A 20,742-nucleotide genomic window follows, 5' to 3' on the forward strand; every position below is an offset into this window, starting at 1 on the left:
GGCCTCGCGGCATACCTCGGTCGCCGGGCGCCCAGTCACGACAAAGCCATACGCCTCAGTCACCGGGCCCCCGGTCGCGACGGCGCCGCACGCCTCAGTCACCGAGCACCCGCCGGAGATGGTCGTTGCCGAACCGCCGTTCCGGGTCCAGCCGGTCGCGTACCGCCGTGAACTCGCCGAACCGCGGATAGACCGCCGCGAGCGAGGCCGCGTCCCGGGTGTGGAGCTTGCCCCAGTGCGGACGGCCGCCGTGCGCCGTCATGATCCGCTCCACCGCGGCGAAGTACGCGCGGTAGGGCGTGCCCCGGTACATGTGCACCGCGATATAGGCGCTCTCCCGGCCCGAGGCCGTGGAGAGCGCCATGTCGTCGGCCGGGGCCGTGCGCACCTCCACCGGGAAGCTGATCCTCAGCGGGGAGCGCTCGATCATCGCCCGCACCTCGCGCAGCGCCGGCACGGCGGCCTCCCTGGGCAGGGCGTACTCCATCTCCACGAACCGCACCCGGCGCGGGGAGGTGAAGACCTTGTAGGGGATGTCGGTGTAGGTGCGGGCGGAGAGGGCGCGGCTGGCGATCCCGGCGATCGCCGGGATGGCGGCGGGCACGGCCCGGCCCAGTGAGTTGACGGCCTGGAAGAGGCCGTTGGCGAGCAGTTCGTCCTCGATCCAGCCGCTGACCGCGCCGAGCGGGGCCGCGGGGCCCGCGCTGCGGTTGTTGCGCTTGGTGTTGCAGTTCCCGGTGTGGGGGAACCAGTAGAACTCGAAGTGCTCGTTCTCGGCGTACAGGGCGTCGAATTCGGCGGTGACCCGGTCGAAGGTCATCGGCTCCTCGCGCGCGTTCAGCAGAAAGAGCGGCTCCACGGCGAAGGTGATCGCGGTGATCACGCCGAGCGCGCCGAGCCCGACCCGGGCGACGGCGAAGACCTCGGGGTTCTCCTCCTTGGAGCAGTGCAGCGTCGAACCGTCCGCCGTCACCAGCTCCAGGGCGGTGATCTGCGCGGAGATGGAGGCGGAGTCCCGGCCGGTGCCATGGGTGCCGGTGCTGGTCGCCCCGGCGACGGTCTGCTCCATGATGTCGCCCATGTTGGTGAGGGAGAGCCCCTCCCGGGCGAGCGCGGCGTTCAGCCGTTTCAGCGGGGTGCCGGACTCGACCGTCACGGTCATCGCCGTACGGTCGATGCGGCGGATGCCGGTGAGCAGCTCCGGGCGGATCAGCAGCCCGTCGGCAGCGGCTATGGCGGTGAAGGAGTGGCCCGCGCCGGCGGTCTTCACCCGCAGTCCGTCCTCGGCCGCCCGCCGGACCGCGTCGGCCACTTCGGCGGCGGACGCGGGGGTGACCTCGCGGACGGGCCGGGCCGTGACGGTGCCCGCCCAGTTACGCCATGCTCGCGTCGCTCGTACCGTGCTCATCGACCCGTCGCCCCTCCCGCGCCGGCGCCGGCTCACGCAGCCGGCGGTACCCCAGGAACGCCACCATGGCCGCGACCGCTCCCGCGATCGTGGGCACCGTGTACGCCGTCTCCGCGCCGTACGCGTCGATCGCCCATCCCCCGGACGAGAAGCCGAGCGCGACACCGACCGCGAGGCCGGTGCCGACCCAGGTCATGCCCTCGGTCAGGCTGGAACGCGGCACATGCCGTTCGACGAGGGCCATCGTCGTCACCATGGTGGGTGCTACGGCGAGGCCCGCGACAAAGAGCGCCACGGCCAGAACGATCAGATTCCCGACCAGCAGCAGGGGGATAATACTCACGGCCGTCGCGGTGACTCCCATCAGCCACCGGCGTCCGGCCGGGCCCTTGAGCCGCAGCAGCCCGAAGACGGCGGCGGCGCCACAGGATCCGAGCGCGTAGACCGCGAGGAGCGGTCCGGCGGCGGCCTTTGCGCCCTGTTCCTCGGCGAAGGCCACGGTGACCACGTCGACCGAGCCGAAGACCGTGCCGGTCGCCACGGCGGTGAGCGCCAGGACCCGCAGGGCCGGGATCCGCAGGGCGGAGCCGCCGCCGTGCTCCGGGCGCGGGTGCACGGGCGGTTCGGTGGCGCGCTGGGAGGTCAGCCAGAAGACGCCGGTCAGGAGCAGAGCGGAGGCGAGCAGCGGGCCCGCGGCCGGGAACCAGGCGGTGGACAGGGTGATCGCGACGATCGGACCGCAGATGAAGCAGATCTCGTCGACGATCGATTCCCAGGAGTACGCGGTGTGCAGTTCGCGCGGGGCTCCCCGGTGGATGTGCGCCCAGCGGGCCCGGACCATGGCGCCCACGCTCGGCACACAGCCGGCGGTGGCGGTGAAGAGGAACAGCGTCCAAGTGGGCGCGGACCGGGTGGCGCAGAGCAGCAGACCGCTCACCGACGCCACCGCGACCAGGGCGGCGGGGCGCAGCACTCTGGCCTGTCCGTAGCGGTCGACCAGCCGGGAGATCTGGGGGCCGAGCAGTGCGGTGGAGAGCGCCAGCGTCGCGGAGAGCGCGCCGGCGATTCCGTAACGGCCGGTGAGCTGGGACACCATGGTCACGATGCCGATGCCCGTCATCGCGAACGGTATTCGTCCGAGGGCTCCCGCCGCGGAGAACAGCCCGCTGCCGGGCGCGGCGAAGAGGGCGCGGTAGGGGCTGGGCAAGCCGGGGGCTCCCGTCGGGCGGAGGGATGGCCCTGGCAGGTTACGCCCGGGGGCGGCTCGCGCATACCTGGTTTTTCGGCGCTCCCGGGCTGGGGGCGCAGGCGGTTCGGGGTTCGGGTTCCGGGATCGGGTTCCGGCTGCCGGCTTTCGGCTTCGGGTTTCCGGCTTTCGATTTGCCGCTGATAGCCCGGATTTCACCGTATGTTCTGATTTTACGGTCGCGACGCCAGGCGTCCGGATTTCGCCGTCGTGGCGGCGGGTGGGTGCTCCGGCTGTCAGTGGCGGGTGGCAGGATCGGAGCCATGTCCGATGAGCGTGACCCCTCCCCCTATGACGCCCTGCTGCTGCTCTCCTTCGGCGGCCCCGAGGGTCCCGATGACGTCGTCCCGTTCCTGGCGAATGTGACCCGTGGCCGCGGCATCCCGGAGGAGCGGCTCAAAGAGGTGGGGCAGCATTACTTCCTGTTCGGCGGGGTCAGCCCCATCAATGAGCAGAACCGCACCCTGCTGGACGCGTTGCGCGAGGATTTCGCCGAGCACGGCCTCGATCTCCCGGTCCACTGGGGCAATCGCAACTGGTCGCCGTATCTGACCGACGCCCTGCGCGAGCTGACCCTGGCCGGGCACCGGCGCATCGCGGTCCTCACCACCAGCGCCTACGCCTCGTACTCGGGCTGCCGCCAGTACCGCGAGAATCTCGCGGACTCGCTCGCCGCGCTGACGGCGGAGGGGCTTTCGCCGCCGCGCGTCGACAAGCTGCGGCACTACTTCAACCACCCCGGCTTTGTGCGCCCCATGGTCGACGGCGTGCTGAAGTCGCTGGCCGAGCTGCCCGCCGAGGTGCGCTCCGACGCCCATCTGGCGTTCACCACCCACTCCATCCCCCGGTCCGCGGCCGACACCTCGGGCCCGGTGGCGGAGCACGGCGACGGCGGGGCGTATGTGCGCCAGCATCTCGACGTGGCCCGGCTGATCGCGGACGCGGTGCGGGAGGAGACGGGCGTCGCGCACCCCTGGCGGCTGGTGTATCAGTCGCGCAGCGGGGCCCCGCACATCCCCTGGCTGGAGCCGGATGTCTGCGACCACCTGGAGGAGTTGCACTCCGCCGGGGCGCGGGCGGCCGTGATGGTGCCGATCGGGTTCGTCTCGGACCATATGGAGGTCCTGTACGACCTGGACACGGAGGCCCTGGCGAAGGCGGCCGAGCTGGGTCTTCCGGTGCGCCGTTCGGCGACGGTCGGCGCCGATCCGAGGTTCGCCGCCGCCGTGCGGGAACTGCTGCTGGAGCGGGCGGCCACCGAGCGCGGCCGGTCCGTCGAGCGCTGTGCGCTGGGCTCGCTCGGCCCGTCGCACGATCTCTGTCCCATCGGCTGCTGCCCGGCGCGTGCCCCCAGGCCCGCGGCGGCGGGCGCCGACAGCCCCTGTGCGTGAGGAGTGTCCTTGACCGGCACCAGTGACCCGCTCCGTTCCGAGCTGCTCGATCTCGCCCTGGAGGCCGCGCGGCGGGCGGGAGAGCTGCTGCGCGACGGGCGGCCCGCCGATCTCGGGGTGGCCGCGACGAAGTCCAGCCCCATCGACGTGGTCACCGAGATGGACATCGCCGCCGAGAAGCTGATCACCGGCTTTCTCTCCGAGCACCGGCCGGACGACGGCTTCCTCGGCGAGGAGGGCGCGTCCGTGGCGGGCGCCAGCGGGGTGCGCTGGGTGATCGACCCGCTCGACGGCACGGTGAACTATCTCTACGCCCTGCCCACCTGGGCGGTCTCCATCGCCGCCGAGTACCGGGGCGAGACGGTGGCCGGGGTGATCGAGATCCCGATGCGGGGCGAGACCTTCCGGGCCGTGCTCGGCGGCGGGGCGTACCTCGGCGACCAGCCGGTCCGCTGCCGTCCGGCGGCCCCGCTGGAGCAGGCGCTGGTCTCCACCGGTTTCAACTATGTGACGGCGGTCCGCACCCATCAGGCCGATGTGGCGCAGCGGCTGATCCCCCGGCTGCGGGACATCCGCCGGGGCGGCTCGGCGGCGGTGGATCTGTGCGATGTCGCGGCGGGCCGGCTGGACGGGTACTACGAGCGGGGGCTCAACCCCTGGGATCTGGCGGCGGGCGATCTGATCGCGCGCGAGGCGGGCGCGCTGACGGGCGGACGGCCGGGCAGCGGCCCGTCGTACGAGCTGGCGGTGGCGGCGCCCCCCGGCGTCTTCGAGCCGCTGCGGGAGCTGCTGGAGGAGTTCGGCGCCTGGCACGACTGAGCCGCCCGAGACAGCCGGCGCCGACCGGGACACGGTCCGGAGCACGGGTCCGGAGCACCCGCACTGCTGGGGCACTCGCGACTGGATACGGGGCCGGAGCACCGCCCCCCGCCAGGGGTCGTCCCCGGGCAGCGGGCGGCCCCGGCGTGATGGTGCTCACGCCGGGGCCGCCCGGGCGATCGGATCGGCCGGCTACACCGCACTGACCTCGACACCGTGCTCGGCCGCCAGACGGTGAAGATCGTCCAGCTCCGCCTGCTCGACCTCCGCCAGGAAGTCGTCGCCCGTCTCACGGGCCAGGGTGAGGTCCGTCTCCGCAGCCTTTATGCGCTGCAGCAGTCCCGCGGTGAATGCGTCCATGTGCGCCCCCTCGGCGTGGGTCGGTGGCACGGGGGTGTGCCGTGGATTCGGATTCCCCCGCCGCAGCGGGGTCGAAATGATCACTTCTGGCACGTTTCAGGGTGTGTGCCGCTACTGGGCGTGATCGTGGGTGTCTTCTCGTCCTCCCCCGGCCTTCCGCCGGGGAAACCTCAACCGGCCCGGGAATCCGGCGGGTTCCCTCCAGGGAGGCCCGGCCACCCTGAGCGCACTGCGCCTTACAGCCGGTTTACGCGCGTAACGGGCAGGATGGATACGCACAGCCCGTGCGCGAACCCGCCCTGATCATGTGAAACGGGCCCTGAGGAAGGAAACGAGACGTGCGCGTACTCGTCGTCGAGGACGAGCAGCTGCTCGCCGATGCGGTGGCCACCGGACTGCGCCGGGAGGCCATGGCCGTCGACGTCGTGTACGACGGCGCCGCGGCCCTGGAGCGCATCGGCGTCAACGACTACGACGTGGTCGTCCTGGACCGGGACCTTCCGCTGGTCCACGGTGACGATGTGTGCCGGAAGGTCGTCGAGCTGGGCATGCCGACCCGGGTGCTGATGCTGACCGCCTCCGGAGACGTCAGCGACCGGGTGGAGGGTCTGGAGCTGGGCGCGGACGACTATCTGCCCAAGCCGTTCGCCTTCACCGAGCTGATCGCCCGGGTGCGGGCGCTGGGACGGCGCACCACCGTGCCGCTGCCGCCCGTGCTGGAGCGCGCCGGGATCAAGCTCGACCCCAACCGCCGCGAGGTCTTCCGGGACGGCCGGGAGATCCAGCTCGCGCCGAAGGAGTTCGCGGTGCTGGAGGTGCTGATGCGCAGCGAGGGCGCGGTCGTCTCGGCCGAGCAGCTGCTGGAGAAGGCCTGGGACGAGAACACGGACCCGTTCACCAATGTGGTGCGGGTGACCGTGATGACGCTGCGCCGCAAGCTCGGCGAGCCTCCCGTGATCGTCACCGTGCCCGGCTCCGGCTACCGGATCTGACCCGTGGCAGCGACTCCACCGCCCCCCGGGGCGCCTCCGAAGCCCACCTGGGACCCGCGCGACCCTGTGCGTCCCCTGCTGCGCCCGACGATCCGGATACGGCTGACCCTGCTGTACGGCGGGATGTTCCTGATCGCCGGGGTGCTGCTGCTGTCGATCATCTATCTGCTCGCCGCTCAGGCGCTGACCTCGGGCAGCTCGCTGCCGTTCAAGCTGCTGCCGGAGAGCAAGATCCAGCGCACCAGCGACGCGTGCCCGGAGCTCGCCCCCGGCCTCTCGGCCGATCAGGCCAATGCCGTGCTGGCCACGTGTTTCGCACATGAGCGCGAGGTGGCGCTGGACGATCTGCTCCAGCGTTCGCTCTTCGCGCTGCTCGGGCTGAGCATCATCGCGTTCGCCTTCGGTTACGCGATGGCGGGCCGGGTGCTCTCGCCGCTGGGCCAGATCACCCGTACCGCCCGCCGGGTGGCCGGATCGGATCTCTCCCGGCGGATCGAGCTGGACGGCCCGGACGACGAGCTGAAGGAGCTCGCCGACACCTTCGACGAGATGCTGGACCGGCTCGACCGGGCGTTCACCGCCCAGCAGCGGTTCGTGGCCAATGCCTCGCACGAGCTGCGCACCCCGCTGGCCATCAACCGGACCCTGCTGGAGGTCCATCTCTCGGATCCGGGCGCCCCGCTGGAGCTCCAGCAGCTGGGCAAGACCCTGCTGGCCACCAACGAGCGCAGCGAGCAGCTGGTCGAGGGCCTGCTGCTGCTGGCCCGCAGCGACAACCAGACCTTCGAGCGCAAGCCCGTGGACCTGGCCGAGGTCGCCGCCCGCGCGGTCGACCAGACCCGCGCCGAGGCCGAGGCGAAGGGCGTGGAGATCCGCGGGGAGCGCACCCCGGCGGTCGTCCAGGGCAATGGCGTGCTGCTGGAGCGGATCGCGCTGAATCTGGTGCAGAACGCCGTGCGGTACAACGTCCACGAGGAGGGCTGGGTGGAGGTGACCACCGGGGTGGAGCACGGCCAGGCCGTTCTGGTGGTGTCGAATACCGGCCCTGTGGTGCCCGCGTACGAGATCGACAACCTCTGGGAGCCGTTCCGGCGGCTCAGGGAGGACCGCACCGGCAGCGACAAGGGTGTGGGTCTCGGCCTTTCCATCGCCCGGTCGGTGGCCCGGGCCCACGGGGGACGTATCATCGCGGAACCCCGCGAGGGGGGAGGGCTCGTGATGCGTGTCACTCTTCCTCTGTGAGGGCCCTGCTCGACCACCAGGCACTTCGTTCGCTTTAGGCGGAATTTTCGGGACCTGTTCCCGGGTTGTGCATGTGTGATCGATCACAGGGATGGCTTTCCGGCCATCCACTCTCTGTGATCAAGCCTCGCACCGGAAAGCCGGGAAAGTCCGGGTTTCCAGGGGGTGAGATCACGGGAAGTACACGGGGTGGCACCCGTGAGCTGCAACATTCGGATCGTGTACGGTCCCCATCGCCATCCAACCCGATCACTCTCAGGGGATCCGGTTGGGTGTCGATTGAGTAACAGACCTTGATGTGAGGCAAAATCTCCGCCTCGGGTCGGGCACAAGTCCGGCCTCTCACGCGTTACGTGCGCTGGAGACACCGCAACCACCCAGAGGGGGAGAGCGACATGGCAACGGACTACGACACCCCACGTAAGACCGATGACGACGTCGATTCCGACAGCCTTGAGGAACTGAAGGCCCGGCGGAACGACAAGTCGACCTCGACCGTCGACGTCGACGAGTTCGAGGCAGCCGAGGGCATGGAACTGCCCGGAGCGGACCTGTCCAACGAGGAACTGGCCGTCCGGGTGCTGCCCAAGCAGGCGGATGAGTTCACCTGCATGAGCTGCTTCCTGGTCCACCACCGCAGCCAGCTGGCCCGTGAGAAGAACGGCCAGCCGATCTGCCGCGACTGCGACTGAGGTCAGGTCGGCCGTGGCAGGCGAGACACCGTCCTGGAAGCAGCGCTTCCGGCGCCCTGTGCAGCCGGAAGCGCACCAGGGCGGGACAGCATCGGCGGACGGCGCAGAGCCCTCCGCCGGCGACTGGACCGCCCACCCGCCCCGTACCCGGGACACCGGGGGCGACGACGGGCAGGCTTTTACGGCCTCGCTCGGCACACTCCCGCGCGGGCGAGCCGTCGACGACCTCCCGGGCGACGCCCGTGAGGGAGTCGTCGTGGCCTTCCCGGGCGAGAGCCCCGGAGGGCTTCCCGCCGATCCGGCGGACCGGCCCGGGCCAGGGACCCGGTTCGGCCGGCTCTCGGCCGTGCGCCAAGGCGTCCGCAGAAGCGGCGAGAGCGCCAAGGCCGCCATGGGCTACGTCGCCGACCGGATCATGGAGATCGCGCCGCGTGTGCCGGTGCGCGATCTTTCGGCCCTGCGCACCCAGTTCCCCGGCCTGAGCCCCGAGCAGCTTGCCGACAAGCTGGTCGCGGGCGCGGCCAACGCGACCGCCACCGTGGGCGCGGGCGTGGGCGCGGCGGCGATGCTGCCCGTGCCGCCGGCGATGCCGGCCGAGCTGGCGGCGGAGATCACCGGCGTCGCCGCGATCGAGCTCAAGCTCATAGCCGAGCTGTACGAGGTCTACGGCCTGCGGCCCGAGGGCTCCCTCAAGGACCGCAGCACCGCGTATCTGACCGCCTGGTCACAGGAGCGCGGCATCGACGTGGCCAAGCCCACCACGTACAAGAACGCCGCGCTCAGCGGCGGACTCAAGCGTGAGCTGCGCCAGCAGATCATGAAGCGCACGATCCGCAATCTGCCGAACCTGATGCCGTTCATGGTCGGCGCGGCGGTCGGCGCGGTGATGAACCGGCGGGACACCCGCGCGCTCGCCGACCGGGTGCGCAGGGATCTGCGGGCCCGGCAGGTCCCCTGGGACGCGCTGCCCGCGCTGCCGCCGCTGGAGCAGCCCGTAAGGCCCCTGGAGGGCCTTCAGAAGCCCCTTGAGCTGGAGAGCTGACCCGTACGAGCCGGGTCGGCCTCAGGCCGCCAGCGCGGCGGCCAGGGCCTCGGGGTCCCGGGTGGAGAGATAGACGTACGGAGTCGGGTCGGCCGGATCGGTGATCTCGATCCGCACCGCCGTGGGGACATAGCTGCGCAGCAGCATGAAGGCCCTCGGGTCGGCCTTGTACGAGCGCCAGGCGCGCGCCTCCTCGGCGTCCAGCACCTCGGGCTTCCCCAGGGCCGTCAGCGGGATCCGGGCGTCGCCCGCCACCAGCGACCCCGCCACCACCCTGATCCGGGCCGACCCGTAGGAGCTCACCAGGGCCACGGCGAGCACCCCCGCCACGACCACTCCGCCGAGCGCGGGCAGAGTGCCGAGCGGAAAGGTCACCAGACCGCCGGAGGCCGCCGCCAGAGCGGTGATGGCCCACCAGGCACGGGGAGCGGTCAGTCGTTCGTCGTAGCGCGGGGCGGAAGGCTGCATGACGCCAAGCTTGGCACGGTGCGGTCGCCCGGTTTCCGGGCGGGTACCCCACCTCGGCGGCACGGTCGCCTCGGGTCGAACGGGCCGGCGCGCGGCCGGGGCGAGCCCCCGGTCGTACCGTCCACCCGGGTCGGACCGGCCGTCCACCCGGGTCGGGCCGGCCCACGCGACCGCCGGACGGCCCCACCCCGGCCGCACCGTCCACTCGGGTTGAACCGGCCGGCGCGACCGCGGGTAAGGTCTGCGCCTGTGAGCACTGTGAATTCCCGGGAGGCGGAGCGCGCGCCCTCGGCCCTGACCCCGCCGCCGGACGCCATACCGCCGGTGCGCCACCCCGAGGCCCCCGCACCGGGCGAGCTGCTCGGCGCGCACTACGACCACTGCTTCGGCTGTGGCGGCGGCCAGCCCCACGGTCTGCATCTCCAGGCCCGCGCCGGGGACGGTGTGAGCATCACGGCCGAGTTCACCGTGCAGTCCGCCCACCAGGGCGCACCGGGTCTGGCCCACGGCGGTGTGCTGGCCACGGCCCTGGACGAGACGCTGGGCTCGCTGAACTGGCTGCTGCGCACCATCGCGGTCACCGGCCGGCTGGAGACCGATTTCGTACGGCCCGTGCCCGTGGGCACCGTGCTCCACCTCCAGGCCGAGGTCACCGCCGTGGCCGGACGCAAGATCTACTCCACCGCGGTGGGCCGCACCGGAGGCCCCGACGGCCCGGTCGCCGTCCGCGCGCAGGCCCTCTTCATCGAGGTCATGGTCGACCACTTCATCGACAACGGCCGCCCGGACGAGATCAAGGCCGCCATGGCCGATCCCGACCAGATCCGGCGCGTCCGCGCCTTCGAGGTGAATCCCTGATGTCCCAGACGCCCAGCCCCGTCGATGTGCTGATCCGCCGGGTGGACCCCGAGGTGCCGCTGCCGTCCTACGCGCACCCCGGCGACGCGGGGGCCGATCTGGTCACCCGCGAGGCCGCCGAGCTGGCCCCCGGCGAGCGGGCCGTGCTGCCCACCGGGGTCTCCATCGCCCTCCCCGACGGGTACGCCGCCTTCGTCCACCCGCGCTCCGGACTCGCGGCCCGCCTCGGTGTGGCCCTCGTCAATGCCCCGGGGACGATTGATGCCGGGTACCGTGGGGAGATCAAGGTGATCGTGGTCAATCTCGACCCGCGCGAGACGGTGCGGTTCGAGAAGTTCGACCGCATCGCGCAGCTGGTCGTCCAGCAGGTCGAGAAGGTGCGCTTCCACGAGGTGGCGGAGCTTCCCGGCTCGGCGCGGGCCGAGGGGGGCTTCGGGTCCACAGGCGGTCACGCCGGGGTGGACGGCTCAACGGGTGGGAATCGATACGCTTCCGTCGTATCCGACCGGGAAGGACAGTGACGTGTTCGGACGTCGCAAGAAGAGTGGTTCCGCGGAGGACGCGGACGCAGCGGGCGAGGCCGAGCGAGTCGCCGACTTGTCAGCCGAGCGCGACACGGACGCCGCCGGCGAGAGCGCCGCGGACGGACGCCGCCGGGTGAATCTCCCGCCGGCGCCGCGGCCGGACGGCCCCTGGGACATCTCCGAGGTCACGCTGCCCGGCGAGGGCCGGGTCGACCTGGGCGGTCTTTTCGTGCCCGGCGTCGAGGGCATGGAGCTGCGGGTCGAGGTCGCCGGTGACGCGATCGTCGCGGCGACGGTGGTGCTGCGCGACAGCGCCGTACAGCTCCAGGCGTTCGCCGCGCCCAAGAAGGAGGGCATCTGGGGCGAGGTCCGCGAGGAGATCGCCTCCGGCATCACCCAGCAGGGCGGCGTCATCGACGAGGTCGAGGGCCCGCTGGGCTGGGAGCTGCGGGCCCAGGTGCCCGTACAGCTGCCGGACGGCACGGGCGGTGTGCAGCTGGTGCGCTTCGTCGGTGTGGACGGTCCCCGCTGGTTCCTGCGCGGAGTGATCTCCGGCCAGGGCGCGGTGCAGCCCGAGGCCGCCGGACTGCTGGAGCAGATCTTCCGGGACACGGTCGTGCTCCGGGGCGAGGGGCCGATGGCGCCGCGCGACCCGATCGTGCTGAAGCTGCCCGAGGACGCGCAGATGGTGCCCGGGGGCGTCCAGCAGGAGGACCAGGAGAGCTCCCGCTTCTCCGGTGGCATGGGGCAGCTCCAGCGCGGTCCCGAGATCACCGAGGTGCGCTGAGCCGAGGCGGGCTGAGAGCCGAGGTGCAGAGGCGCACTGCCGAGGTGCACTGGGCCGAGCGTCGGCTGAGCCGAGGTGCTCTGCGCCGAGGTGCACTGGGCCGAGCGCCGCAGTCCATGGGCCGTATCCCCGCCCGGGGGTGCGGCCCCGCGCTTTCCCCTGCCGGGCCCCGGTTCTCCCCGCTTGCGCCCCGGCCGGACGGAGACGCATCAGAATTGCGTCAAATAGCAGCCCCCCGCCCCCATCAGGACCGAATTGCCGGATTCGCTCGCCGTAAGGTCATCGCAGCGCGACCGGCTCACCCCGGCGCGACAGCGGTTTTCGCCAGCGCGACCAGCAGTTTTCGAAAGACAATGAGGCCATGGGACGCGGCAAGCTACGGATCTATCTCGGCGCGGCGCCCGGCGTCGGCAAGACCTACGCCATGCTCTCCGAGGCGCACCGCAGGGTGGAGCGCGGCACCGACTGCGTGGTGGCCTTCGTGGAGCACCACGACCGCCCCCGTACCGAGGTCATGCTGCACGGCCTGGAGCAGCTCCAGCGCCGGGAGCTGGAGTACCGGGGCTCCGTCTTCACGGAGATGGACGTCGACGCCGTCCTGGAGCGCCGCCCCGCCGTCGCGCTCGTGGACGAGCTGGCGCACACCAATGTGCCCGGCTCGCGCAACGCCAAGCGCTGGCAGGACGTCGAGGAGCTGCTCACCGCCGGAATCGACGTGATATCGACGGTCAACATCCAGCACTTCGAATCGCTGGGCGACGTCGTCGAGTCGATCACCGGCGTACGGCAGCGGGAGACCGTGCCCGACGAGGTGGTCCGCCGGGCGGACCAGATCGAGCTCGTCGACATGTCGCCCCAGGCGCTGCGCCGCCGGATGGCCCACGGCAACATCTACAAACCGGACAAGGTCGACGCGGCCCTGTCCAACTACTTCCGGCCGGGGAATCTGACCGCGCTGCGGGAGCTGGCCCTGCTCTGGGTCGCCGACCGGGTCGACGAGTATCTCCAGCAGTACCGGGGCGAGCACAACATCCGCTCCACCTGGCAGGCCCGCGAGCGCATCGTCGTCGGTCTCACCGGCGGGCCCGAGGGCCGCACCCTGATCCGCCGCGCGGCCCGGATGGCGGCCAAGGGCTCCGGCAGCGAGATCCTCGCCCTCTACATAGCCCGCAGCGACGGACTGACCTCCGCCTCGCCCAAGGAGCTCGCCGTCCAGCGGACCCTGGTGGAGGATCTCGGCGGCACCTTCCACCACGTCATAGGCGATGACATCCCGGCCTCGCTGCTGGAGTTCGCGCGCGGGGTCAACGGGACCCAGATCGTGCTGGGCTCCAGCCGCCGCAAGGCCTGGCAGTACATCTTCGGCCCCGGCGTCGGCGCGACCGTCGCCCGTGACTCGGGGCCGGATCTCGACGTCCATATCGTCACCCATGACGAGGCCGGCAAGGGCCGGGGACTTCCGGTGGCGCGCGGCGCGCGGCTCGGCCGCTCCCGGATCATCGCGGGCTGGCTCGTCGGAGTCGTCGCCCCCGTGCTGCTCTCGCTGCTGCTCACGGCGTTGAACGACTCGCTCGGGCTCGCCAACGACGTGCTGCTCTTCCTCTTCCTGACCGTGGCCGCGGCCCTGCTCGGCGGGCTGCTGCCGGCGCTCGCCTCCGCCGCGGTGGGCTCGCTGCTGCTGAACTTCTACTTCACCCCGCCCGTGCGCACCCTGACGGTGTACGACCCCAAGAACATCGTCGCCATAGTGATCTTCTTCGCGGTGGCGGTCGCGGTGGCCTCCGTGGTCGATCTGGCGGCCCGCCGCACCCATCAGGCGGCCCGGCTGCGCGCCGAGTCCGAGATCCTGTCCTTCCTCGCCGGGAGCGTGCTGCGCGGCGAGACCACGCTGGACGCGCTCCTCCAGCGGGTCCGGGAGACCTTCGGCATGGAGTCGGTGGCACTGCTCGAACGCAAGAGCGATGTGGAGCCCTGGACCACGGCGGGGAGCGTGGGCCCCCGGTCGGTCGTGCGGCCCGAGGACGCCGATGTGGACATGCCCGTGGGCGACGACATGGCGCTGGCGCTCTCCGGCCGGGTGCTGCCCGCCGAGGACCGGCGGGTGCTGGCCGCGTTCGCCGCGCAGGCCGCCGTGGTGCTGGACCGCCAGCGGCTGGTGGGAGAGGCGGAGGAGGCCCGCAGGATGGCGGAGGGCAACCGTATCCGCACGGCTCTGCTGGCCGCCGTCAGCCACGATCTGCGCACCCCGCTGGCCGCGATCAAGGCCGCGGTCTCCTCGCTCCGCTCCGACGACGTGTCCTGGTCCGATGAGGACGAGGCGGAGCTGCTGGAGGGGATCGAGAACGGCGCGGACCGGCTGGATCATCTGGTGGGCAATCTGCTGGACATGTCCCGGCTCCAGACCGGTACCGTCACCCCCCTGATCCGGGTGACCGATCTGGACGAGGTGGTGCCGATGGCGCTGGTCTCGGTGCCGGACGAGAGCGTGGAGCTGGACATCCCCGAGTCGCTGCCGATGGTGGCCGTCGACCGGGGACTGCTGGAACGGGCGGTCGCCAACATCGTCGAGAACGCCGTGAAGTACAGCCCCGACGGGGTCCCGGTCACGGTGGCGGCGAGCGCCCTCGGGGACCGGGTCGAGGTACGGGTCGCCGACCGGGGGCCCGGAGTCCCCGACGACGAGAAGGACCGGATCTTCGAACCGTTCCAGCGGTACGGGGACGCCCCGCGCGGCGCCGGGGTCGGCCTCGGTCTCGCGGTCGCCCGGGGCTTCAGCGAGGCCATGGGCGGCACCCTCACCGCCGAGGACACCCCCGGCGGTGGAATGACCATGGTCCTGACCCTCAGGGCCGCGCCCGGAGCGGTGCCCGTGAGCCCCGACCTTCCCGCCCAGGTCACCTCATGACCGGGCCGGCCGCCGCCATGACGACAGTACGCCGCGCGAAGCCCCCCGGAAGGGGAGCTCGGCGGATCGCAGAGCACCGGATGCCAGCGCAGCAGAAGTGCAGAGAGGCAGGCCCGCGATGACGAGGGTGCTGGTGGTCGATGACGAGCCGCAGATCGTACGCGCTCTTGTGATCAATCTGAAGGCGCGCAAGTACGAGGTGGACGCGGCCCCGGACGGCGCGACCGCCCTCCAGCTGGCCGCCGCCCGGCATCCCGATGTCGTGGTGCTCGACCTCGGTCTGCCCGATATGGACGGCGTCGAGGTGATCAAGGGGCTGCGCGGCTGGACCCGGGTCCCGATCCTGGTGCTCTCCGCCCGCCAGACCTCGGACGAGAAGGTGGAGGCGCTGGACGCGGGCGCGGACGACTATGTCACCAAGCCCTTCGGGATGGACGAGCTGCTGGCGCGGCTGCGGGCCGCGGTGCGCCGGGCGGAGCCGGTGGGCGGCGGGGACGACGATGTGGTGATCGTCGAGACGGAGGGTTTCACCGTCGATCTCGCGGCGAAGAAGGTGCACCGGGACGGGCGCGATGTCCGGCTGACCCCCACGGAGTGGCATCTGCTGGAGGTGCTGGTGCGGAACACGGGCCGGCTGGTGAGCCAGAAGCAGCTGCTCCAGGAGGTCTGGGGGCCGTCCTACGGGACCGAGACCAACTATCTGCGGGTCTATATGGCGCAGCTGCGGCGGAAGCTGGAGGCCGATCCCTCGCATCCCCGGCACTTCGTCACCGAGCCGGGGATGGGGTACCGCTTCGAACGCTCGTGAGCGGGGGGCGTACATCTTGTACGTCTGTAGGTCTGTACGTCTGTACGGGATGCACGTCCGAGGCATCCGAGCAGGGCAGGGCGGCGCGCTCCCGTACGCACGGCGGCGTGCCGCTGTACGGGTCCGGCGTGCGGAGGCCCGCCGTCCGGGACGCCGGGCTCGGGACGCCGGGCTCCAGGACGCCGGGCTCCGGGCCGTCGGCCGGTAGGCTTGCTCCATGAGTGCTGTACCCCCTCCCGGGAGCGGTTCCGGGCAGGCCGACAGGGCTGCGAAGCCGGCCGGCCGCTTCCGCCGTATGCTCGACCGGCTGTCCAGCTCGCAGCAGGACCTGGAGTCCGAGGAGCTGCGGGAGGACGCGCAGGCGTCGGGGTGCACCCGCATCGCCGAGTGCGGTGACCGCCAGATCGTCAGAGTGACTGGTACCTTGCGCACGGTCACGCTGCGTCCACGGGCCGGAGTGCCCGCGCTGGAGGCGGAGCTGTTCGACGGTACGGCGCCCTTGGACGTCGTCTGGCTCGGCCGCCGCTCCATCGTGGGCATAGAACCGGGCCGCAGGCTCATCGCCTCCGGCAGAATCTCCATGAGCCACGGACGCCGTGTGCTGTTCAACCCCAAATACGAACTCCGACCGCTCGGACAGGAGTAGCCGGTGACGTCCTTCGACAAGCCGACCACGACCACGACGAACGATCCGCTGCAGAGCGGCTCAGGCCCCGAGGACTCCCCGGGAACCGCCACGACAGCCGGCGACGCCGCCCCGGCCGACGACTCCAGGGCCGTCACGGAGGCGGCGCTGTTCGAGGCCTTCGGCGGTGTGCGCGGCATGGTGGAGACCGTCCTGCCCGGACTGCTGTTCGTCACGATCTACACGGTCAACAAGGATCTGCATATCTCCGCGATCGCGGCGCTGGCGGTCTCGCTGGTGCTCGTCGCGGTCCGGCTGGTCCGCAAGGACACCGTGAAGCACGCGTTCAGCGGGGTCTTCGGGGTGGCCTTCGGCGTGGTCTTCGCGATGATGACGGGCAATGCCAAGGACTTCTATCTGCCGGGCATGCTGTACACGCTCGGCCTGGGGCTGGCGTACATCATCACCACCCTCGCGGGCGCCCCGCTGATCGGCCTGATCCTCGGCCCGGTCTTCAAGGAGAACCTCTCCTGGCGGACCCGCAACCCCGGCCGTAAGAAGGCTTATGCGAAGGCGAGCTGGGCCTGGGGGCTGATCCTGCTGGCCAAGTGCGCGATCCTCTTCCCGCTGTACTGGTGGGCGGACACCACCCAGCTGGGCTGGGTCCTGGTCGCGCTGAAGATTCCGCCGTTCCTGCTGGCGGTCTATCTGACCTGGGTGTTCCTCGCCAAGGCACCGCCGCCGATCGATGTGTTCGCGGAGCTGGAGGCCAAGGAGCGCGCGGAGAAGGAGCGCCGGGCGGCGGCCTCGCGGACCGAGGCGTAACGCCTCCCGTCACATCCGTCCTTGGAACGCGTGGAGGGGCCCGGCCGGTCGGCCGGGCCCCTCCACGCGTTCCAAGGGGGCTCTGCGGCCCTGCGAGGCCCCGGGTGGACTAGACCTCTCGGCGGACCGAGAGCAGGTCCTCCAGCTGCTCCTCACGGGCCTGCGCCGCCACGAAGAGCAGTTCGTCGCCCGCTTCGAGGGTCTCCTCCGAGGTCGGGGTCAGCACCCGGGAGCCCCGGATGATCGTGACCAGCGAGGTGTCCTCGGGCCAGGCCACGTCCCCCACCTGGGTGCCCGCGATCGCGGACTCCGGAGGCAGGGTCAGCTCGACCAGGTTGGCGTCGCCGTGGCTGAAGCGCAGCAGCCGTACGAGATCGCCGACGCTCACCGCCTCCTCCACCAGCGCCGACATCAGCCGCGGCGTGGAGACGGCCACATCCACGCCCCAGGACTCGTTGAAGAGCCACTCGTTCTTCGGGTTGTTGACCCGGGCCACCACTCTCGGCACCCCGTACTCCGTCTTGGCCAGCAGCGACACGACCAGGTTGACCTTGTCGTCACCGGTCGCCGCGATCACCACATGGCAGCGCTGGAGCGCCGCCTCGTCGAGCGAGGTGATCTCGCAGGCGTCGGCCAGCAGCCATTCCGCCTGCGGCACCCGCTCCACCGAGATCGCCGTCGGCGCCTTGTCGACCAGCAGGACCTCGTGCCCGTTCTCCAGCAGTTCCCCGGCGATGGAACGGCCCACCGCGCCGGCGCCCGCGATAGCGACCCGCATCACTGACCGCCTTCCTCGGGGCCCTCGGCGAAGGCCGCCTCGACCTTCTCGATCTCATCCGTACGCATCATCACGTGCACGAGGTCGCCCTCCTGGAGCACGGTCCCGGAGGTCGGCAGCACGGCCTCCCCGAGCCGGGTGAGGAATGCGACCCGCACCCCCGTCTCCTCCTGGAGGGTGCTGACCTTGTGTCCGATCCAGGCGGGCGAGGTGTGCACCTCCGCGAGCTGTATCCCACCGCTCGGATCGCGCCACAGCGGCTCGGCCCCGGAGGGCAGCAGCCGGCGCAGCATCTGGTCGGCGGTCCAGCGGACCGTGGCGACGGTCGGGATGCCGAGGCGCTGATAGACCTCGGCGCGGCGCGGGTCGTAGATCCGGGCCGCGACATTCTCGATGTTGAACATCTCGCGCGCGACCCGCGCGGCGATGATGTTGGAGTTGTCGCCGCTGCTGACGGCGGCGAACGCGCCCGCCTCCTCGATGCCCGCCTCGCGCAGAGTGTCCTGGTCGAAGCCGACGCCGGTCACCCGGCGACCACCGAACGAGGAGCCCAGTCGCCGGAAGGCGGTGGGGTCCTGGTCGATCACCGCGACCGTGTGCCCCTGTTGCTCCAGGGTCTGCGCGAGAGCGGCTCCCACTCGCCCGCATCCCATGATGACGATGTGCACGACCGTCCTTCCGGCTGCCACTGCCCGGGCAGATGGCAATTCTTTGCTCAGTATTTAACGGTGCTCTGGCTTAAAGGGTCTCAGACCTTCGCCCAAGCTACACATGCCAGGCAGGACAAGGACACCGGGTATCAGGAGGAGCCGGAGATTCCGCCGGAGAGCGGGGGTGGTGTGGTGGGCGGGGCCCATATCGAACGCTTACGATCCTCTCCGTGTCCAAACTGACCGACCTGCCCAAACGCATTCTGATCGGCAGGGCGCTGCGCAGTGACAAGCTGGGGGAAACGCTCCTCCCCAAGCGCATCGCGCTGCCTGTCTTCGCCTCCGACCCGCTGTCGTCCGTGGCGTACGCGCCCGGCGAGGTCCTGCTGGTGCTCTCCATCGCGGGCGTGTCGGCCTACCACTTCAGCCCGTGGATCGCCCTCGCGGTCGTGGTCCTGATGTTCACGGTGGTCGCCTCCTACCGGCAGAACGTCCACGCCTATCCCAGCGGCGGCGGCGACTACGAGGTCGCCAACACCAATCTGGGCCCCAAGGCCGGTCTCACCGTCGCCAGCGCCCTGCTGGTCGACTATGTGCTGACCGTCGCCGTCTCCATCTCCTCCGGTGTGGAGAATCTCGGCTCGGCGATCCCGTTCGTGGTCGAGAACAAGGTTCTGTGCGCGGTCGCGATCATTGTGCTGCTGACGCTGATGAATCTGCGGGGGGTCAGGGAGTCGGGCAAGCTCTTCGCGATTCCGACCTATATCTTTGTGGCCGCCGTCTTCACCATGATCGCCTGGGGCGCCTATAAGGGGCTGATCCTCGGCGACTCCATGAAGGCCCCGACCGCGGATTTCGAGATCAAGGCGGAACATCAGGGGCTGGCCGGCTTCGCGCTGGTCTTTCTCCTGCTGCGGGCCTTCTCCTCCGGCTGTGCTGCGCTCACCGGCGTCGAAGCCATCAGCAATGGGGTCCCCGCTTTCCGTAAGCCGAAGTCGAGGAACGCGGCCACCACGCTGGCGCTGATGGGTTTTCTCGCGGTCACCATGTTCTGCGGCATCATCGGCCTGGCGATGGCCACCGATGTGAAGATGGCCGAGAATCCGGCGCACGATCTGCTCAGCAATGGCGTCGCGGTCGGCGCGAGCTATGTCCAGGACCCGGTGATCTCCCAGGTCGCGGCGGCTGTCTTCGGTGACGGCACGTTCTTCTTCGTCCTGCTGGCGGCGGCCACCGCCCTGGTGCTCTTCCTGGCCGCGAACACCGCGTACAACGGCTTTCCGCTGCTCGGCTCGATACTGGCGCAGGACCGCTATCTGCCGCGCCAGCTGCACACCCGCGGCGACCGGCTCGCCTTCTCCAACGGCATTGTGCTGCTGGCCGGGGCCGCGGCGCTGCTGGTGTGGGTGTACGGCGCGGACTCCACGAAGCTGATCCAGCTCTATATCGTCGGGGTCTTCGTCTCCTTCACCCTCAGCCAGACCGGCATGGTGCGGCACTGGAACCGTCATCTGCGAACCGAGAAGAACCCCGCCAAGCGCCGCCATATGATCCGCTCCCGGGCGATCAATACTTTCGGGGCTTTCTTCACCGGACTGGTTCTGGTGGTGGTGCTCGCGACCAAGTTCACCCATGGCGCATGGGTGGCGCTGCTGGGCATGGTGATCTTCTACGGCGTGATGTCCGCGATCCGGTGCCATTACGACCGGGTCGCGGAGGAGATCGCGGCCCCCGACGAGCCGAGCGACGACAGCGTACGTCCGTCCCGGGTGCACTCCATCGTGCTGGTCTCCAAGGTCCACCGGCCCACCCTGCGGGCGCTGGCGTACGCCAAGCTGATGCGGGTCGACAAGCTGGAGGCGCTGAGCATCAATGTGGACCCCGCCGAGATCAAGGCGCTGCGGGCGGAGTGGGAGCGGCGCGGCATCAATGTGCCGCTGAAGATCCTGGACTCGCCCTACCGGGAGATCACCCGGCCGGTGGTCGAGTATGTGAAGGGGCTGCGCCGGGAGAGCCCGCGCGATGTGGTCAGCGTGGTGATCCCCGAGTATGTGGTGGGGCACTGGTACGAGCATCTGCTGCACAACCAGAGCGCGCTGCGGCTCAAGGGACGGCTGCTGTTCACTCCCGGGGTGATGGTGACCTCGGTCCCGTATCAGCTGGTGTCCTCGGAGGCGGCGCGCAAGCGGGCCCGCAAGCGCCAGGACTGGAGCGCGCCGGGCTCGGTGCGCCGGGGCCCGGTGGACGAGCGGCCGAGGGAGCCGAGCGGCCGGGAGTGAGGGCGGGCGAGGGGGCCGAGCAGCTGGGAGTGAGCGGCGGCCG

20 protein-coding genes are annotated in these 20,742 nt (G+C 70.9%); 14 read left to right on the plus strand and 6 right to left on the minus strand.

Annotated elements, in window-relative coordinates; genetic code table 11:
- Positions 1 to 94: 94 nt before the first annotated feature.
- Both FF041_RS08825 and FF041_RS08830 read right to left on the minus strand, forming a co-directional pair.
- The gene (locus FF041_RS08825; protein WP_153521792.1) at positions 95 to 1,408 is read right to left on the minus strand and encodes a D-arabinono-1,4-lactone oxidase; all 1,314 of its coding nucleotides are present in this window, start codon (positions 1,406 to 1,408) and stop codon (positions 95 to 97) included.
- On the minus strand, positions 1,374 to 2,615 hold the full coding sequence (locus FF041_RS08830) for an MFS transporter (protein ID WP_153521794.1): 1,242 nt from the start codon (positions 2,613 to 2,615) through the stop codon (positions 1,374 to 1,376). The genes FF041_RS08825 and FF041_RS08830 overlap by 35 nt, the downstream gene beginning before the upstream one ends.
- 302 nt (positions 2,616 to 2,917) lie before the next feature.
- Here FF041_RS08830 and FF041_RS08835 point away from each other — a divergent pair, with 302 nt between their 5' ends.
- Both FF041_RS08835 and FF041_RS08840 read left to right on the plus strand, forming a co-directional pair.
- On the plus strand, positions 2,918 to 4,045 hold the full coding sequence (locus FF041_RS08835) for a ferrochelatase (protein WP_153485893.1): 1,128 nt from the start codon (positions 2,918 to 2,920) through the stop codon (positions 4,043 to 4,045).
- A gap of 9 nt (positions 4,046 to 4,054) precedes the next feature.
- Positions 4,055 to 4,864, plus strand: coding sequence for an inositol monophosphatase family protein (locus FF041_RS08840; protein WP_153521796.1), 810 nt, complete (start codon positions 4,055 to 4,057; stop codon positions 4,862 to 4,864).
- Positions 4,865 to 5,056: 192 nt separating this feature from the next.
- Here FF041_RS08840 and FF041_RS37760 read toward each other — a convergent pair whose 3' ends face one another.
- On the minus strand, positions 5,057 to 5,224 hold the full coding sequence (locus FF041_RS37760) for a hypothetical protein (protein ID WP_194291967.1): 168 nt from the start codon (positions 5,222 to 5,224) through the stop codon (positions 5,057 to 5,059).
- A 338-nt stretch (positions 5,225 to 5,562) separates the two neighbouring features.
- Here FF041_RS37760 and FF041_RS08845 point away from each other — a divergent pair, with 338 nt between their 5' ends.
- The 4 genes from FF041_RS08845 to FF041_RS08860 all read left to right on the plus strand — a co-directional run bounded on the left by FF041_RS08845 (position 5,563) and on the right by FF041_RS08860 (position 9,192).
- Entirely contained in the window at positions 5,563 to 6,216 is a 654-nt protein-coding gene (locus FF041_RS08845) for a response regulator transcription factor (protein WP_190123731.1), read from the plus strand.
- A 3-nt stretch (positions 6,217 to 6,219) separates the two neighbouring features.
- Positions 6,220 to 7,458 carry a sensor histidine kinase gene (locus tag FF041_RS08850; protein ID WP_323391475.1) on the plus strand — a complete coding sequence of 413 codons (1,239 nt, stop codon included), beginning with the start codon at positions 6,220 to 6,222 and terminating at the stop codon, positions 7,456 to 7,458.
- A 395-nt stretch (positions 7,459 to 7,853) separates the two neighbouring features.
- Positions 7,854 to 8,150, plus strand: a complete 297-nt coding sequence (locus FF041_RS08855) for a DUF4193 domain-containing protein (RefSeq protein WP_005310959.1) — start codon at positions 7,854 to 7,856, stop codon at positions 8,148 to 8,150.
- A 13-nt stretch (positions 8,151 to 8,163) separates the two neighbouring features.
- The gene (locus tag FF041_RS08860) at positions 8,164 to 9,192 is read left to right on the plus strand and encodes a hypothetical protein (protein WP_323391476.1); all 1,029 of its coding nucleotides are present in this window, start codon (positions 8,164 to 8,166) and stop codon (positions 9,190 to 9,192) included.
- A 21-nt stretch (positions 9,193 to 9,213) separates the two neighbouring features.
- On the opposite strand, the gene FF041_RS08865 is transcribed toward FF041_RS08860, so the two are convergent.
- On the minus strand, positions 9,214 to 9,660 hold the full coding sequence (locus tag FF041_RS08865) for a DUF3093 domain-containing protein (protein ID WP_153485890.1): 447 nt from the start codon (positions 9,658 to 9,660) through the stop codon (positions 9,214 to 9,216).
- Between the two features lie 249 nt (positions 9,661 to 9,909).
- Between FF041_RS08865 and FF041_RS08870 the strand changes: the two genes are divergently transcribed.
- From FF041_RS08870 to FF041_RS08900, 7 genes are all read left to right on the plus strand, one after another.
- Complete coding sequence (locus tag FF041_RS08870) at positions 9,910 to 10,518, plus strand: PaaI family thioesterase (RefSeq protein WP_323391477.1); 609 nt, start codon at positions 9,910 to 9,912, stop codon at positions 10,516 to 10,518.
- Entirely contained in the window at positions 10,518 to 11,039 is a 522-nt protein-coding gene (gene dut / locus FF041_RS08875; RefSeq protein ID WP_153521798.1) for a dUTP diphosphatase, read from the plus strand. The genes FF041_RS08870 and dut overlap by 1 nt, the downstream gene beginning before the upstream one ends.
- 1 nt (position 11,040) lies before the next feature.
- A complete protein-coding gene (locus tag FF041_RS08880) occupies positions 11,041 to 11,829 on the plus strand; it encodes a DUF3710 domain-containing protein (RefSeq protein ID WP_323391478.1) in 789 nt (262 codons plus the stop codon).
- Between the two features lie 361 nt (positions 11,830 to 12,190).
- On the plus strand, positions 12,191 to 14,734 hold the full coding sequence (locus FF041_RS08885; RefSeq protein WP_153485886.1) for a sensor histidine kinase: 2,544 nt from the start codon (positions 12,191 to 12,193) through the stop codon (positions 14,732 to 14,734).
- Between the two features lie 118 nt (positions 14,735 to 14,852).
- Entirely contained in the window at positions 14,853 to 15,542 is a 690-nt protein-coding gene (locus FF041_RS08890; protein ID WP_153485885.1) for a response regulator, read from the plus strand.
- Positions 15,543 to 15,759: 217 nt separating this feature from the next.
- Positions 15,760 to 16,188: an OB-fold nucleic acid binding domain-containing protein gene (locus FF041_RS08895; RefSeq protein WP_153485881.1), complete on the plus strand. Its 429-nt coding sequence runs from the start codon at positions 15,760 to 15,762 to the stop codon at positions 16,186 to 16,188.
- A gap of 3 nt (positions 16,189 to 16,191) precedes the next feature.
- On the plus strand, positions 16,192 to 16,992 hold the full coding sequence (locus FF041_RS08900; protein WP_323391479.1) for a DUF3159 domain-containing protein: 801 nt from the start codon (positions 16,192 to 16,194) through the stop codon (positions 16,990 to 16,992).
- A 109-nt stretch (positions 16,993 to 17,101) separates the two neighbouring features.
- Here FF041_RS08900 and FF041_RS08905 read toward each other — a convergent pair whose 3' ends face one another.
- Entirely contained in the window at positions 17,102 to 17,770 is a 669-nt protein-coding gene (locus FF041_RS08905; RefSeq protein WP_153485880.1) for a potassium channel family protein, read from the minus strand.
- Positions 17,770 to 18,438, minus strand: a complete 669-nt coding sequence (locus FF041_RS08910) for a potassium channel family protein (protein ID WP_323372171.1) — start codon at positions 18,436 to 18,438, stop codon at positions 17,770 to 17,772. Before FF041_RS08910 ends, FF041_RS08905 begins: the two co-directional genes overlap by 1 nt.
- Before the next feature lie 212 nt (positions 18,439 to 18,650).
- Here FF041_RS08910 and FF041_RS08915 point away from each other — a divergent pair, with 212 nt between their 5' ends.
- On the plus strand, positions 18,651 to 20,699 hold the full coding sequence (locus FF041_RS08915) for an APC family permease (RefSeq protein ID WP_323391480.1): 2,049 nt from the start codon (positions 18,651 to 18,653) through the stop codon (positions 20,697 to 20,699).
- Positions 20,700 to 20,742 lie beyond the last annotated feature (43 nt).

The organism is Streptomyces jumonjinensis (assembly GCF_009600885.1).
In the GTDB taxonomy this organism is placed as follows: Bacteria; Actinomycetota; Actinomycetes; order Streptomycetales; family Streptomycetaceae; genus Streptomyces; species Streptomyces jumonjinensis.

Excerpts from the sequence above, each read along its gene's own strand:
- FF041_RS08825 (WP_153521792.1), bottom strand. The coding sequence starts at position 1,408 with ATGAGCACGGTACGAGCGACGCGAGCATGGCGTAACTGGGCGGGCACC.
- FF041_RS08835 (WP_153485893.1), top strand. The coding sequence starts at position 2,918 with ATGTCCGATGAGCGTGACCCCTCCCCCTATGACGCCCTGCTGCTGCTC.
- FF041_RS37760 (WP_194291967.1), bottom strand. The coding sequence starts at position 5,224 with ATGGACGCATTCACCGCGGGACTGCTGCAGCGCATAAAGGCTGCGGAG.
- FF041_RS08855 (WP_005310959.1), top strand. The coding sequence starts at position 7,854 with ATGGCAACGGACTACGACACCCCACGTAAGACCGATGACGACGTCGAT.
- FF041_RS08865 (WP_153485890.1), bottom strand. The coding sequence starts at position 9,660 with ATGCAGCCTTCCGCCCCGCGCTACGACGAACGACTGACCGCTCCCCGT.
- dut (WP_153521798.1), top strand. The coding sequence starts at position 10,518 with ATGTCCCAGACGCCCAGCCCCGTCGATGTGCTGATCCGCCGGGTGGAC.
- FF041_RS08885 (WP_153485886.1), top strand. The coding sequence starts at position 12,191 with ATGGGACGCGGCAAGCTACGGATCTATCTCGGCGCGGCGCCCGGCGTC.
- FF041_RS08890 (WP_153485885.1), top strand. The coding sequence starts at position 14,853 with ATGACGAGGGTGCTGGTGGTCGATGACGAGCCGCAGATCGTACGCGCT.
- FF041_RS08895 (WP_153485881.1), top strand. The coding sequence starts at position 15,760 with ATGAGTGCTGTACCCCCTCCCGGGAGCGGTTCCGGGCAGGCCGACAGG.
- FF041_RS08905 (WP_153485880.1), bottom strand. The coding sequence starts at position 17,770 with ATGCGGGTCGCTATCGCGGGCGCCGGCGCGGTGGGCCGTTCCATCGCC.